Origin of the sequence: Rhodococcus sp. 05-339-2 (assembly GCF_002258965.1) — a bacterium.
GTDB lineage: Bacteria > Actinomycetota > Actinomycetes > Mycobacteriales > Mycobacteriaceae > Rhodococcoides.
The window spans coordinates 138627-153681 of record NZ_NOYW01000018.1 but is presented as its reverse complement, the minus strand read 5'-3'; the positions used below and the strand labels follow the sequence as shown (position 1 = coordinate 153681).

The window sequence follows — 15055 nt, the reverse complement described above, 5'->3', positions numbered from 1 at the left end:
AGTGAAACTGATCAGAACAGCAACGGTAGCGGTGGCGTTGACCGCTGCGGTGGCCACCGGAGCGGGCCATGCTGTGGCAGACCCGTCGTCGGACACGGTGAACTACGAGACGTCGGTCAACCCCGACGGAACGGTCACCACCATCCTCGATGCCGGACTGTTCCGGGTCGACGCCACGAGCGAGACCGTGTCCGTCATCGACCAGGCCGGTGCCACGCTTGCATCTGTCCCGCTGGAGTACACCGTCAACGGCACCGTCTACTCGATCGCACCGCTGATCGGTGCCGAGGGTCGCGAACTGACGTTGACTCCGCAGACGGTTCCCGTCGCCGACGTCGCCGGTCCGCGGACCAAGCAGCAGGCGTTCGACAACATGGTCAACCAGCTCGCGATCGGCTGGAACAACGGTGGTGGTGTCGGCACGGCGATCGGCGCAGGCCTCGGTTTCGCCATCGGCTGTGTGTCGATCTTCCCGAACTTCATCTCCGGGTGCATCATCGGAACCGTCATCGGTACGGTCGCGGGCGCAGTCATCGGTACCAGCAACGGAAACCCGCAGGCTCAGCCTGCAGTGTTCGAGTACTTCACCACTCCGTAGGCACGTCGACCCCGAGTCGGGGAGTGTCGAACAGCGGGTAGGGCGTCAGTGCCCTACCCGCTGTTTTCGGTTCTTCCGGTCAGCGCGCGGCGCATCGACACAGCCTTGACCATGGTCTCCTCGAACTCCTCGTCGGGATCGGAGAGAGCGACGATCGCGCCGCCGACGCCGTACGTCACTTCGTGTTCGGTGGCCACGATCGTGCGAATGACGATCGAGAAATCCGCGGTGCCGGTGATCGAGAAGTAACCGATGGCACCCGAGTACACCCCCCGCGGTCCGTCTTCGAGCTTGTCGATGATCGCCATCGTGCGGATCTTCGGAGCTCCAGTCATCGATCCACCCGGAAACGCAGCGCGGATACAGTCCGCGGCCGACGCGTCGTCGCGCAGGCGACCACGAACCGTCGAGACCAATTGGTGTACGGGAGCATAGGTTTCGACATCGAACAGCTTCGGCACGTGCACCGACCCCGGCACGCAGACCTGGGCGAGGTCGTTGCGCACCAGGTCCACGATCATCAGGTTTTCGGCCTTGTCCTTCTCGTTCGCGACGAGATCGGCCTTCAGTGCGTTGTCTTCCTGAGCGGTGGCTCCGCGAGGACGAGTTCCCTTGATCGGCTTCGACTCGACTATGCGGTCGGCGTCGATGCGCAGGAAGCGTTCCGGAGACGCACTCAACACCGACAGCTCGGGGAACTTCAGCAGGGCGCTGTACGGAGTGGGGTTGATTTCGCGCATGTACGAGTAGGTGGCGGTCGCGTCGATGGAACCGGCCACGGTCGCCGTGTTGGTCAAACAGACCTCGTACGTCTCACCGGAACGAATCTCGGCAAGGCACTGGGAAATCAGATCGAGGTAGTGGGCCCGGTCGTGGCGTAGGCGGGGTTCGAGCGACCGATCGGCTCCGAGCAGGGGAGTGCCGGAGGCAGGCACACCCGGACGGTTGTCGGGGGCGACCTTTCGGGACAGACCATGCAGGGTATCGGTGACCGAGTCGAACCACGTCGCCAACACAGGATCCCCGGGGGTGGTCGCCAACCCCATCAGATAGAGGGTGCCTGCCTCGTGGTCGAACACCAACGCGCGGTCTGCGAAGACCATCGACGCGTCGGGAGTCGCAGAGGTGTGCACCAGTTGCCCACCGGTGTCGGCCTTGAGTTCGTAGCCCAGGTACCCCACGTAACCGAGACCGAAAGCGAACGGTAGGTCGTGCCGAGGGGGAGTGGCCCGCTCCCGTAAACGGTCGTCGATGTAGTCGAAGAACGTCGAGTGAATGCGCTCGGTCGTACCGTCTGAACCTTGCACGGTCACCGTGGTCTCGGCAACCGAATAGGTCACGTACTCCGCATGGGGACCCGAGCAGTCGCCCATGACGGTGAATCTGCAGTCGGGTTCGAGAGCCGCGCTGCCGTCCAGCCAGAAACTCTTCGAGCCGTCCGCGAAAAGAGCTTCGAAGACCTGCTCGGAGTCGAATGCTCCTTCCAGCGAACGTGTTTCGATGGTGAACATCGAATCCTGAGTACGCGCAGCACTCGATGCGCTCGATCGAGCCAACGTCAGATCGCGGAAATTGGCGAGTAGTTCGCGGCCGTATTCGGTGCTGATCGACTCGGGATGGAACTGAACTCCCCACATGGGCTTGCTGCGGTGACGAACGGCCATGACCAGTCCGTCGGGCGTCCACGCGACTTCCTCGAAGTCGGCAGGGGTACGGGTTACGACGAGTGAGTGATATCGCACCACCGAGTACGGCGACGGAATCCCTTCGAACAGATCCACACCCGTATGGGTGATGTCGGTGATCCTGCCGTGCATCGGCGCGGGCGCGAGATCCACACTGCCACCGAACAGATGACACAGACCCTGATGCCCGAGGCACACGCCGAGTATCGGTAGACCCGACTCGAGTATCACGCGGGCACTGATCCCGAAGTCCTGCTCGACATCCGGACGCCCGGGACCGGGCGAGATCACGACGTTGTCGTAGGCGTCGAAATTCAGCGACGTCCACTCGACGTCGTTCTTGACCACAGTGGGCGGTCGACCGTTCACCTCGGTCAGAAGGCTGTACAGGTTGTAGGTGAACGAATCGTAATTGTCCACCAGGAGCGTATGGATCGTCATCGGAGTGCTTCTACCGTTCACTGTCGAGGCCGGGCCCGGGCGTCGGAGAATCGATGATCGAATCCTCGACGCGACATGCCTCTGCAATCATCGATCGATACAGATCTTCGAGAAAATCGGGAGACAGTCCATTGGCCGACGCGAATTCTCGCGCTCGTTCGGTCACCAGTCCGACGCGGCCTGGTTGCATCATCGGAATGTCATGTTCACGTTTTACGTGTGCAACTCGTACACACACATCGATGCGGTCTCGAATTGCAGCGCGCAGAACCTCGTCGATTCCGTCCAACTCGCGCCTCAACTCCGCAAGCTTCTGCTCGCCGACTGCGCGATGACCTTCCGATTTCGCATCGGAGGCCGCCGTACGCAAGGCGTCGGTCGAGCGCTGATCAGAATCCTGGCTCACGTGTTGATGCCCCCTGGTTTATTCGACTCCGGTGCCTGCTGTTTATCGATATTGTCCGATAACTGTTACGGCAACCGTTCACGAATCGTCCACTTGTGTGACAACCGATACTCGATGATGTCACCTCGGACTCTGACACCGCCAGTCGATCGTATTGGAATCCTCGTTCGGTGGACAATTAATGCGACAAAGCACATCGAAACATTCAGCAGGTTCGAATAGCACAAAAAAACTGCACCGCCGGATTGTTTCCAATCAGGCGGTGCAGTGCGCGGGGACGGTCATGCGCCGCGGCGCTTCACCTTCAGCAGGTCCAAGCGTTCCTTGAGGAGTTCTTCGAGCTCGTCGACCGAGCGACGCTCGAGCAACATGTCCCAGTGGGTGCGGGGAGGCTTGACCTTCTTGGCCTCCGGCGCGGTGCCTTCGATCAGCGACCCTTCCAGGCCGTTGCGGCATGCCCAGGTTCCGGGAATCTCGGCATCGTCGGCGAACGGTACGTCGAACTCTTCGCCGTTGTCGCACCGGTAGCGCGCAACGCGGCGGGGTGCCAGGTCGTGATCACGGTCGGTCTCGTAACTGACCGCTCCCAGCCGACTACCTCGAAGTACACGATCTGCCATGGTGAAGTCCTCTCCATCGATAGTAGGTACGTGCGCCGAAGCCATCCGTCGACTTCGAACTACACCGTCTACCCACTGATCTACAACGTCGCCGCACGCCGGTTCGTTCCCGAGCCGATGGGTCCAGGCGCGGTCCGATCGGCGCAGCTTATCGGGCGATCTTACCTCGCGGCCGCAGTAGGCTGAACGACCATGTCCGTCAGAACCCGCCGCGACCAGACATGCACCTGGTGCGGACGCCCGGTCGCCGATTCCGGAACCGGCCGGAAGCGGCGGTACTGCCGTCAATCGTGCCGTCAACGCGCCTACGAGCAACGCAGCGCGACCAAGGGGACGTCGATTCCCGACGACGCTGTCGTGTTGACCGCCGAGGAGGTATCGGCTGCGGCCGACAGAGCGTTCGAAGTTCGGTGTGCTGCCGAGGACGTCAGCACTGCGGTGACGGAGGGTGCCGACGCCGCCGAATTGCACCGACTGTGCGTCGAACTGTTGGCCAAGGCGCACGATGCAGAACGGCTGCGCTGAGCTGGAGTTCCTCTCCAGTTCACGGACTACGTGGACAATGGTCGAAGCCCGCGCGACTGTGCGGGCGAGTACCACCTAGTGAGGAGCTCCATGGCGTTCTGGGATCAACTCAAGTCCAAGGCACAGGAATTGAACGGCCAGCTGCAGACGAAGACCAGCCAGTTCAAGAACAAGGAATTCGCCAACGGCAGCATGGCCATGTGCGCCCTGATCGCGGCGGCCGACGGCACCATCGATCCTGCCGAGCGCCAGAAGACGGCATCTCTCATCGCCGGTAACGAGGCACTGCGAGTGTTCGAGCCCGACGAACTTCGGCAGAAATTCGACTGGTACTGCGACAAGCTGCAGGGAGATTTCGATTTTGGGAAGGTCGAGGCGACAGCCACGATCGGCAAACTGAAATCGAAGCCCGACCAAGCACGAGCCGTCATCCAGATCGGCATCATCATCGGCGGCGCAGACGGCCATTTCGACGATCACGAGAAGGCCGCAGTGCGCAACGCGTGCTTCGCGGTCGGAATCGATCCGGCCGAGTTCGAGCTCTGAGAGTTCCCAGCCGAAGTATCACGTAGGAACGGCGGTCGACGAAGCAATCCGCTTCGTCGACCGCCGTTCCCGTCGAGCCTCGTGCGCTGTGAAATCGCGGTATTGCCGGGATACTGAGGACACTCCGACGGCATGTGCCGATGTCGAACGATCCGTTGGAGATCCGGTTGCAGCCCACCAGCAAAGGGACCGTGCATGACAGTTGCCGCGATCTACCTCGTCATCGCCTTCGGTTTGGGTGGACTTGCCATGGTGGTACGGCTGCCTCCACTGGTCGGATTTCTGGCTGCCGGTTTCGTCATCAATGCACTCGACGTCGGTGAGGTGCCCCAGCTCGAGCTGCTCGCTGATCTGGGTGTGACGCTGCTGTTGTTCGCAATCGGTCTCAAGCTCGACGTTCGTATTCTGCTGCGCCGGGAAGTGTGGCTGACCACCTCGGTGCATCTGGTGATCAGCGTCGTGGTCGGTACCACCGTTCTGTGGCTGGCTGCCGTGGCGGGGTTGGCCATGCTGTCCGGGCAGAGCCTGACGACGATCGCATTGCTCGCCTTCGCCATGTCGTTCTCGAGCACCGTCTTCGTGGTCAAGGTCCTCGAGGAGCGAGGGGAGTCACACGCCCTCTACGGACGGGTGGCGATCGGTGTCCTGGTGATGCAGGACATCGTCGCCGTGGTGTTCCTGACCGTCACCAGCGGCACGCTGCCCAGTCCCTGGGCGCTGATGCTGGTGCTGCTGTGGCCCGTCACTCGCATCCTCCGACGAGTATGGAGCGGACTGGGTCACGGTGAGATGCAATCCCTCTTCGGCATCGTGATGGCGCTGGTGCCCGGTTACGCGCTGTTCTCCGCACTGGGTCTCAAAGGAGACCTGGGTGCACTGATCATCGGTGTGCTGCTGGCGTCGCATCCGGCATCGTCCGAGCTGTCTCGATCGTTGTTCCACATCAAGGAACTGCTGCTGGTCGGCTTTTTCGTCTCGATCGGTCTGTCCGGTCTACCCGACCTGCCCAGTCTCGGCGTCGCACTGCTCATGGTGTTTCTGTTGCCGCTCAAGTCCGTGCTGTATCTCGCGCTGTTCGCCCTGATGAAGTTGCGATATCGAACAGCTCTCCTTGCCGGGTTGAGCCTGATGAACTATTCGGAATTCGGATTGATCGTCGTCTCGGTCGGAGTGACGACCGGCCTGCTGGCACCGGCATGGCTGGTCGAGATGTCGATAGCCGTGGCCCTGAGCTTCGTGGCGTCGGCGCTGGTCAACGGACGAGGGCACCTGATGGTCGAGAAGATTGCGACTCGTTTGCCCGAGCAGGACGAGAACAGTCTGCATCCGGAGGAACGTTCCGGTGACGCCGGCGATGCAGAGGTCGTCGTGATCGGGATGGGGCGTGTCGGGTTCGCGGCGTATCAGCGGCTGACCGACCACTACCGCCTCGGTGTGGTGGGTGTCGACTACGACGGGCCACGCATTCGCCGACTCGCCGACCAGGGCCTGCGAGTGATCGAAGGCGACGCGACCGACCTGGACTTCTGGAACCAACTACGCCACTCCGAGTCGGTTCGAATCGCGGTGCTGGCGATGCCGCGTCACGGTGCCAACGTCACTGCCCTCGCCTGTCTGCGCGAATCCGGGTTCAGTGGCACGGTCGCTGCTGTCGCGCGCTACGACGACGAAGTGCAGTGGGCCAGGGATCACGGTGTCGACATCGCCTTCAACGTCTACGCGGGAGCGGGCTTGGAGCTGGCGGACCAGGTTGGCCATGCGTCCCCGGTCCAGGGCAACGACGCTCTCGCCGACGATCGTGGTACACCCGCCGTCGACGGCGTCACCCGACCGGTGACCGAACCGGCAACACACAAGGAGAGCCCGTGACCGATCGGTCGATACCTCCCAATGCCGAGTGGAATGCACGGGCCAGGGGAGAGACGCCGACTCAGCAGCTCGACAGGAACTGGCTCGGGTTACTTCAGGAACTGCGCGTCGAACAGACCGGGGTTCAGCTGTTGACCGGATTTCTCCTGACCCTGCCGTTCCAACAACGGTTCGACGACGTGTCCACATTCGGCCGAGCGGTGTATCTGATCACCGTCAGTGCGTCGATCGTTGCAACCATCCTGCTGATTGCGCCGGTGGGAATGCACCGAATTCTGTTCCGTCACAAAGAAATCGATGTACTCGTACGGGTCGGCAACCGACTCGCGATCGCAGGCCTGTTCATGCTCGGCATCGCACTGGTGGGAGTAGTGGCTCTCACGTTCGACTTCGTGGTCGGTCCGCTCGTCGGCATCGTAGCGGCACTGGTCGCTCTGACCCTTCTCCTCACGTTGTGGGTGGCACTCCCACGGTGGTATCTGAAAACTCGATGACGTTGCGGTGACGACGAATTCGCTCGGTGTCTGCTCTCACGCCGGCCAGCGACTGCGTTTCGCTCGATACATCTCCGAGTCCGCGATGCGGAGTACGTCGTGTGCGGACTGCCGCACATCACTGTCCGCGTCGACGGGTACCACTGCCGACCCGACACTGACGGTGAGTCCGGACAACATCCGGGCCCGTCCGAGGCGCTCCACGAGCTCTGCAGTTCGGTCGGCGAGGTCGGCAGGTCGCCCGACGGCGATGCACGCGAACTCGTCACCGCCCAGTCGTGCGACGATCCAGCGGTTGGCCGCCAGCGCTCGCATGTGCTGGGCCACATCGACGAGAACCGCGTCGCCGGTGTGATGTCCGTAGCTGTCGTTGACACCCTTCATCCCGTCGACATCGGCGGCGACGGCGCATATCACCTTCGGTTCCACATCCGGCGTCGTCATCGCGGTAGCAGCTACTGCAGCGAACAGCCCGCGACGGTTGTGCAGGCCCGTCAGCGGGTCCACCAGCGACTCCCGCGCCCGAGATCTGAGCTCGCTCACGTACACCATCAGAATGAGCGGAGACGCGAACATCAACAGCATGGTCATACTGTGTGCGGCAACGACCCAGCCGCTGGCGACGTCCGCGTGCACGGTGAGTACGGCCACCACCGCAAGGACGCCGGTGGCGAAAACGATGTGCACGAGACAGGGGAGTAGCGGCACCGCCACCACAGCCAGAGTGGTGATGACGGCGAAGAGTACCGTGCCGCCGATCGCAGTCATTGTCGTGTCCTTCAACAACAGACCGGCGGCGATCGATACATCCGAATACACGATGAATGCAGTCAGCAGACGCGGTCCCGGCCATCGACCGAAGAACCAACGCAACGCGACCGGAAACGCGGTCAGGCTGATTGCTACCACCGCAGGTACTCGCCAACCGCTGTATTCCTCGGACGGTGCGCTCAGTAAACCGATGAGACCGATCGACAACGTCCCCGAGCCGACGAGTAATCGAATGACGCGAGTTCGAGTCGCGTCCAGATCCAACAGCCCCGCCACCGAACTGTCCGCGCGCTGTTGCGACGACACACGTCGACCCGAGGCCGAGATGAACGGACGAACGGCGAACATCGGGTGACCTTCGGCTGGTATCTGCACCGAGCAATTTCACGGACAGTAGCAGAAACGTGCACTTCGACCACGGAATCGGCCGATACCGATCGAAATGACCGTTTTCGCCATGATCACCGTCGCACCGAGAAGATTGCAGCTCCCGCCGCATCACCCCAAAACGTCACTGTGACGTTTCGTAGTAGTGAAACGGGGGCCGACCCAGGAGCGGCCCGAGAGGTGGCCTGGATCAGGTGAGATACGCGCACGTCATCCAATGACAGGGAAGAGCCGAGCCGGCCAACGGCGGATGGCCGACTCGACGCTCGAAAACTGCGCGCACGCCGGTGGAAGAGTCGACGCAGACACACCCGTACATTTCGACTCACATGAACCGGACCGCCGTGCCGACCGGCCGGTCAGCTTCCGAGCTGGGCCATCGTTTTGCCGATAATCAACATTATGTCAAGTAGTCGCAAACCGGACCGCGTGCAGGCGCTGCCCCGTGACTGTTCATAGGGATCCGTCTAGACGGATCGAAGAAAACACCGCGCAGCCTCGAGTCGATGGGCGTCGTAGTCATCCCATTTCGCCGCAGGGACATCCCGGTGCCCTACTTCGACGAAATTGCGTTTGACGAAGAACTCCGCGGCTTCACTGCTGACGGTGACCGCAAAAAGGTTTTCGATGCCCCTCGTGCGGCAGACCTCCAACAGTCCGTCCATCAGCAGGCCACCCGCTCCCAGTCCGGAGAACTCGGCGACTGTGATCAGACCCGACACTTCAGCGAATCCCGTTCCTGCGTAACGGTCTATCTCCAGCCCGACGATACCGGCGAGGTGCCCGGTACGCAGTACCCGCGCACCGAGTCCTCCGACCGCCATCCTGGCAATCTCTATCCGACTGCGCTGCTTGAGAACTCCTTCTCGCACTCCCTGTGCGACCAACGCCTCGATTGCAGGGAAATCGTCGACCTGCAAGGACGCCAAGTGGAGGTAGCGCCCCTGGGTGAGGACGGTCCCCCGGCCGTCGAATGTGAACAGCTCGAACTCGAGATCCTCGCCGCGGCAGAGGTTTACGCTGTATGCACCGCCGGCAAGTGCCGCCTCGGCCGCGGACGGAAAGTCGTCGAGACCCCGTTCGGCCAGATGAGCGACCAGTCGCTCGCGGTGCAGGTCGATGTCGGCGAAGCTGCGAGGAGGATCGCCCCAACCTCCTCCCGGGTCGGTCAGAACCATCTTCGAAGCCCGCACGCTCGCAGACACGGTGCCTGCGGTGCGCGCGACCGCGGTTGCCTCCGCCCCGATCACGACGCATTCCGAGTCTGCGATAGCGAGCCACAGACGGGCGACGGACTCGTCGTTCCAGACAGTCCCACTCGCCATGGCCACACCACCGACTGCAGCGGCGACTTCCGGAACGTGGTCGGCTGGCACGACGAAAATGAATCGCGTATCACCAGGACCGAACTCCTCGACCGTTCGTTCCACTGCCTCGAGCGCAGCGACACTCAACACGGGAAGGGCAATCACGATCGTGACCCCGCGGAATTCCTCGATGAAGAAGTCACGCTCGGAAACAGGCACCCCGCTGGACGTCAGTTCGATCGCCGCCTCGCGCGGGACCGCTGGCCGCGGCCGCAATTTCCGTGGGTTCGCGCGTAGGTCGTAGTTCGTCATGGTGGGTCCCAGTGTGGACTGCTGGCCGACACCCCGCAACGTCCGAATCAGTAGGTGTAGTTGATACCTCGGGAGAACGTGAATCCGCCCGTTGGTGCTGTGCATCCGATTATGTCGTCGGGCCCTGACTGGCACACCACGCCCTCGACCGACAGCACCTGGCCGAATTCGAGCACCGGCGCGTTCGCATCCACGTAGATGCCCTGCGTCGTGCACATGCTTTCCGAGCCCGCCGCGGTGACGCGAACTGCGACCTTGTCGTTTTCGGCCATCGAGCACTGGGGTCCCTCGAAGGGATTCCTGCCGTCCACGGCCTGACATCCCACTCGCCCCTCGGGACCGTCGGCGTCCCAGATGCCGCAGTGGATGTTGCCCGTCGGCGAAGTGAAGTTGTACTTATCGCTCCCCGTCCGGAACGTCGCGGGATCGACGTTGCCCGGTTGGTCTAACGACGGCTGCAAGGTCGCACCGCCACCACCCGGCACCAGATCCGCTGCTTCCTCCGGCGTTCGCGTCGGCGGAGCGACTGCTGATTCCTGTGGCGATTCGACCTCGCCCTGAGTCGGCGGCTCGGCCACAACCGACGACTCGGTGGTCGTCTCCACGGGCGAGGTCGTCGTCCCAGCGGGCACAGACGTAGTTTCCGGCGGGGCACTGGTGTCCGAATCGCCACTCGCACAACCACCGAGAGCCAACCCGCACAAAGTCGCAACCAGAACAACGGACTTACGAGCAATCGTCATATTTACTCTTCTCTTTTCGGTAGTCGACACGAACGTCTCGGCGTGAGCGACTGGTTCGATCGGCATCGTTCAGCGGGCCGGCACTTCGAAGGTGGGACTCGGTGAATGCGCGGCACTTGTTCTGAAGGTGACCGTAAGCGGCCCCTCCCCTGTCTCGATGTCCAGGTAAGGGTTTGCCACATTGGGGCCTTGGAACCGCCAGCTCGCCACCCGCTGCTCGGCGGTTCCGCTGAGTCCGGTGTCGTGGTTACGCCAATCCGCATAGATGCTCAGATAGCACTCGTAGTCGGCTGATCCAGCCCACGCCGGACTGTACAGGTGGGTCGTGAAGTTCGCTCGAATCTCGTTGGGCGCGTATCCGCTCGTGACATCTACATCGACTGTGCCAGCACCACATTGGGGTGCCTCGGCGAGAGTGTAGATTCGCTGCTGCGGCGAGAAGTACATTTCCTGGGCACTCGATTGCACGGTCCCCGCGGCGATCGCCGCCGTGACCGCGCTTGCGAGGGCGAGTGACCGTGTGACGATCGGATGCTTCTTCATGACCCTCCGTGGGTGTTCGTGGTGCAGTGGGAGGCTCGAACATAACACTTGCCGATTCGGAAAGTGTTAGAGTTTCCGCTATGGAAAGCCATCAGTCACCGGACGATATCCGCGATCTTCTGGGTGCAATCCACGCCGATCGGGTCTTGCTAGCCGAGCGCCTCGCCGCGCCGTCCTGGTTCTACCCGGTCTTCGCCGCCCTCGCCGCCCTGTACGTAGGCACACCGGCATTGCCGGACGGCAACGTAAGTGCAGCGCTCGGCGCCCTTCCGGTTGCGGCAGCCGTGACATTGGCTCTGCTGTACCCCCGCATATCCGGGGTGCGGCCAGCGGCAGTAGGCATGATGGGATGGGCTGTTCTCATTGGACTGCTGGTCAGCGTGCTCGGCCTGTTGAGCGTGTCCTACGGCGTGGTGGCATCACTGACGGCGTGGTGGGTGCTTCTGCCGCAGGCCGTGTGCTTCGTCATCGTGCTGTTTGGCGGCCGCCTGTTCGACGGCGTGTACCGAACCCATCTGCACGCTGGAGGCGTCCGGCAACTCGCCGGTCGTCGGTCCAGAAGCAGCTGGTCATGACCGAAGATCCCGGTGCCCGACCGAGATTCGATTCCGTCATCCATGCTCCAGTCCGCTTGCGCGTCTGCGGACTTCTCCGCCGGATCGACGAAATCGACTTCGCGGTCATACGCGACACACTTCAGATCAGCGACGCGTCGCTGTCGAAACATCTCAGAGCGCTCTCCGACGCGGGCTACGTCTCGATGAACAAGACTGCGTCGCTGTCACGTTCGGACTCGAGGAGATTGACATGGGTGAAACTGACACGCGCTGGACGAGAAGCATTCGACTCACACATCGCCGAGCTTCATGTCATCGCCCATGGCCACCCGGAGCCATCGTCGTCACGGCCACCCCTCCGAACGTGGAGTCCGACCTTCGGCACCACACCCGAATTGGGCTGAAACCCATGTCACCGGGCGACACTTTCACCATCCAGCATCCGAAACAGCCGTCGCTCCACTCGTCCTGATGTGGGGTCCACCTGTGTGACGTCGGTTCCGATCCACCCTGCTTTCTCGTACACGCTGATTGGGGTTGGCAGCACGACGACGGAATCGACGTCCACTCCCCTGCGCTGAGTGCTCTCGTCGATGAAATCGCCGTACTTGTGAACAGCTACAACCACTTCGGTGACGACAGTACCCATCGATTCTTCGGTCGCGTTCGTGTCGAGGACAGGACGGTGGTGTGGTGACCGTTCCGCTGTCCGACAGATTCGCGCAGGTCGAGGTGACGATGGTGGGCGACGTGGCGATCTTCGTCGATGAACGTCCCTCGACGCCCACGGTGGACAGACCGACGAGCGGCGACGAGCGAATCCGTCCGCCCCGCCCACACAGGTCTACGTCGTGTTCGTACCCTTGGAACGTGAACCACGAATAACATGGGTGCGATGCGCTCGTATCCCGAGCGAAACGGATCGGAGGGCCGATGTTCGATCTCCCGGACGATCCGGTGAGTCTTCGATCCTTCCTGGAACGTTCTCCGGACTTCGTTGCGCTGTCCGACTTCACGGGGAGAATTCTGTACATCAATCCGGCAGGATCAACCCTGATCGGACTCGATGACGTGGCCGATATCGGCCAACTCTCGGCCTTGGAACTGCTCACCTCCGACGGAGTCGACCTCACCGACGACATCGCCGCCGGGCTGCTCTCCGAAGGCAAATGGGAGGGGTACTGCGAGCTGCGCCATCACGTGACCGGGACCGGCATGCCGGTGGTGGTGTCGTCCTATGTGATCCCTCGTGACGACGGCGGCGCCGACGTGGTGGCATCCACCATTCGGCACCGACATACGGTGGAGCAGCGCAATGCCAGGATCGCGGCCGATGCAGTGGTCGCCGGTCGTCATGCTCAGGAGCAGAAGGCTCTGGCCGATCTGAGCCGATTCGCCGTCATCGCCGAGCTACCCAGTTTGCTCACCGCAGCAACCGCCACCGCAGCCACCCTGATCGGCGTGGGAAACTCCGCCATCGCCCACCTCGAGCACCCGACCGACCCGTACTTGACCATGGACGCGGCCAGCGGTGTACTCGGTATGCGTCAGGACATTCCCTCCGGGGACGGTTCGTTGGTGGGACTCGCCCTGACCCTCTCGGAGCCTGTCGTGTGCAACGACTGTCACACCGAGAATCGATTCCGGACCGACACGATGATCTCGCTCGGCCTGCGCAGCGGCGTCGGAGTTCCCATCTTCACCGCGGCCGGAAAAGCGTGGGGAGTTCTCTCCATTCACAGCGTCGAGGCCCGTCTCTACCGCGACGAAGAGGTGTCGTTCCTCAGTTCGGTGGCCGGCATCGTATCCGCGGCAATACGCCGCATCGACCTCGAACTTCAACTGCGACGACGCAGTACGCACGACGCCCTGACCGGTCTACCCAACCGCACCCTCGCATACGAGGTCATCGATTCGGCACTGAACCGCGCGAGACAACAGTCCGGCACCGTGGCTCTTCTGCTGCTCGACATCGACGACTTCAAGATCATCAACGACAGCTTGGGACACGACGCCGGAGACAGGGCGCTGGTCAAGTTCGTCGAACGGCTCGCCTCGGCGATCCGAGACGCCGACACCATCGCGCGCCTGGGCGGCGACGAATTCCTGATCGTCTGCGAGGGTGTGGACAGCGTGGCTCATGCAGAGGAATTGGCGCGACACATCACGAGTTCCATCGCGGTTCCCTTCTCGGCCGAGGACGTGCCCATCCCCTTGAGTGCCAGCATCGGTATCGCGGTGTCCGAACCGAATTCGACTCGGCACGAGCTGATCCACCGCGCCGACTTGGCCATGTACCGCGCGAAGGACAGTGGGACCGGCGGGCATGCCGTTTTCGATCCCACCGATCTCTACGACGCGGATCGCATCAGGTCACTGTCGATAGATCTGCGAGCGGCGCTGCGCGCCGACGAGCTCACTCTCGCGTACCAACCATTGGTGGACATCGCGTCGCGGAAAATCGTCGCGGTGGAGGCACTCGCCCGCTGGAATCACCATGAGCTCGGCCCCATCGAACCGAGCGAGTTCGTCGGCGTCGCCGAAAGAACAGGTCTTGCAACACCATTGGGCGCATGGGCGCTGCGTACCGCATGCACGGCCGCGGCGCGGTGGCGGACGTTCTCCGACATCGTGGTTCGCGTCAACGTCAGCGCGCTGCAACTCCGCGATCCCGACTTTCCCGCCGAGGTCGCTTCCATACTCGCAGAGACGGGACTGCCTGCCTTCGCTCTCGGACTCGAAGTGACCGAAACCGTGTGGGTCGCGGACACCGAGCGCGTCGCCGACACCGTCTCTGCTCTGCACGCGATGGGTGTGGCTCTGCTGCTCGACGACATGGGTAAAGGCCACAGCTCCATGTCGTATCTCGACCGCTACCCCATGTTCGAGTGCTTCAAGATCGACAAGTCGTACATAGCTCGGCTGCCCGCTCCCAGGGCTCGCGCGATCGTCTCGGCCATCGTGGCACTGGCACGCGCATTCGACGTCACCGTCGTCGGCGAGGGCGTCGAGACCGAGGAGCAACTGGAGGCACTGGCCGCTACCGGCTGCGACTTCGCGCAGGGATACCTCTTGGGCCGGCCGGTCGGTGCCGGTGCCATCGCCGATCTGCTTCTCGGTGCCGGATGAATCGCGGAGGAATCGGAAAGCGACGATCACGTCTTTCCACTTTCAACATATAGCGCACCCCGGGGCTTGCGGCAAGACCCCGTGCAGGGCTCAGAATGGCTCGCTGCAACCGAGAACCATTC

15 protein-coding genes are annotated in these 15055 nt (G+C 62.5%); 8 read left to right on the top strand and 7 right to left on the bottom strand.

All coding sequences use genetic code 11. The features are described 5' to 3' along the window. Nucleotide 1 precedes the first annotated feature (1 nt). The gene (locus tag CH273_RS18565) at nt 2-598 is read left to right on the top strand and encodes a hypothetical protein (protein ID WP_032398095.1); all 597 of its coding nucleotides are present in this window, start codon (nt 2-4) and stop codon (nt 596-598) included. A gap of 53 nt (nt 599-651) precedes the next feature. Here the strand turns inward: CH273_RS18565 and pabB are convergent, their stop codons facing one another. The 3 genes from pabB to CH273_RS18550 all read right to left on the bottom strand — a co-directional run bounded on the left by pabB (nt 652) and on the right by CH273_RS18550 (nt 3750). Further along, the gene (pabB, locus tag CH273_RS18560; RefSeq protein ID WP_032398480.1) at nt 652-2724 is read right to left on the bottom strand and encodes an aminodeoxychorismate synthase component I; all 2073 of its coding nucleotides are present in this window, start codon (nt 2722-2724) and stop codon (nt 652-654) included. A 10-nt stretch (nt 2725-2734) separates the two neighbouring features. Beyond that, nucleotides 2735-3130, bottom strand: coding sequence for a chorismate mutase family protein (locus CH273_RS18555; protein ID WP_230597022.1), 396 nt, complete (start codon nt 3128-3130; stop codon nt 2735-2737). Nucleotides 3131-3411: 281 nt separating this feature from the next. Continuing rightward, the gene (locus CH273_RS18550) at nt 3412-3750 is read right to left on the bottom strand and encodes an RNA polymerase-binding protein RbpA (RefSeq protein WP_027497120.1); all 339 of its coding nucleotides are present in this window, start codon (nt 3748-3750) and stop codon (nt 3412-3414) included. Between the two features lie 192 nt (nt 3751-3942). On the opposite strand from CH273_RS18550, the gene CH273_RS18545 reads away from it, so the two are divergent. From CH273_RS18545 to CH273_RS18530, 4 genes are all read left to right on the top strand, one after another. Further along, on the top strand, nt 3943-4275 hold the full coding sequence (locus CH273_RS18545; RefSeq protein WP_032398096.1) for a hypothetical protein: 333 nt from the start codon (nt 3943-3945) through the stop codon (nt 4273-4275). Nucleotides 4276-4365: 90 nt separating this feature from the next. Further along, entirely contained in the window at nt 4366-4821 is a 456-nt protein-coding gene (locus CH273_RS18540; RefSeq protein ID WP_032398482.1) for a tellurite resistance TerB family protein, read from the top strand. Between the two features lie 195 nt (nt 4822-5016). Next, nucleotides 5017-6690: a cation:proton antiporter family protein gene (locus CH273_RS18535; protein WP_082322663.1), complete on the top strand. Its 1674-nt coding sequence runs from the start codon at nt 5017-5019 to the stop codon at nt 6688-6690. Next, entirely contained in the window at nt 6687-7184 is a 498-nt protein-coding gene (locus tag CH273_RS18530) for a DUF6328 family protein (RefSeq protein ID WP_032398097.1), read from the top strand. Before CH273_RS18535 ends, CH273_RS18530 begins: the two co-directional genes overlap by 4 nt. A gap of 36 nt (nt 7185-7220) precedes the next feature. On the opposite strand, the gene CH273_RS18525 is transcribed toward CH273_RS18530, so the two are convergent. From CH273_RS18525 to CH273_RS18510, 4 genes are all read right to left on the bottom strand, one after another. Continuing rightward, the gene (locus tag CH273_RS18525) at nt 7221-8303 is read right to left on the bottom strand and encodes a GGDEF domain-containing protein (RefSeq protein WP_032398098.1); all 1083 of its coding nucleotides are present in this window, start codon (nt 8301-8303) and stop codon (nt 7221-7223) included. 506 nt (nt 8304-8809) lie between these two features. Continuing rightward, nucleotides 8810-9961 (bottom strand): GNAT family N-acetyltransferase, encoded by a 1152-nt coding sequence (locus tag CH273_RS18520; protein WP_032398099.1) that lies wholly within the window; start codon nt 9959-9961, stop codon nt 8810-8812. A gap of 47 nt (nt 9962-10008) precedes the next feature. Continuing rightward, on the bottom strand, nt 10009-10566 hold the full coding sequence (locus CH273_RS18515) for a hypothetical protein (RefSeq protein ID WP_052050364.1): 558 nt from the start codon (nt 10564-10566) through the stop codon (nt 10009-10011). A gap of 207 nt (nt 10567-10773) precedes the next feature. Continuing rightward, entirely contained in the window at nt 10774-11247 is a 474-nt protein-coding gene (locus tag CH273_RS18510) for a hypothetical protein (RefSeq protein ID WP_032398101.1), read from the bottom strand. A gap of 80 nt (nt 11248-11327) precedes the next feature. Here CH273_RS18510 and CH273_RS18505 point away from each other — a divergent pair, with 80 nt between their 5' ends. The 3 genes from CH273_RS18505 to CH273_RS18485 all read left to right on the top strand — a co-directional run bounded on the left by CH273_RS18505 (nt 11328) and on the right by CH273_RS18485 (nt 14933). Then, complete coding sequence (locus CH273_RS18505) at nt 11328-11822, top strand: hypothetical protein (protein ID WP_032398102.1); 495 nt, start codon at nt 11328-11330, stop codon at nt 11820-11822. After that, a complete protein-coding gene (locus tag CH273_RS18500; RefSeq protein WP_052050369.1) occupies nt 11819-12208 on the top strand; it encodes a transcriptional regulator in 390 nt (129 codons plus the stop codon). The genes CH273_RS18505 and CH273_RS18500 overlap by 4 nt, the downstream gene beginning before the upstream one ends. Before the next feature lie 529 nt (nt 12209-12737). Further along, the gene (locus CH273_RS18485; RefSeq protein ID WP_052050371.1) at nt 12738-14933 is read left to right on the top strand and encodes a sensor domain-containing protein; all 2196 of its coding nucleotides are present in this window, start codon (nt 12738-12740) and stop codon (nt 14931-14933) included. Nucleotides 14934-15055 lie beyond the last annotated feature (122 nt).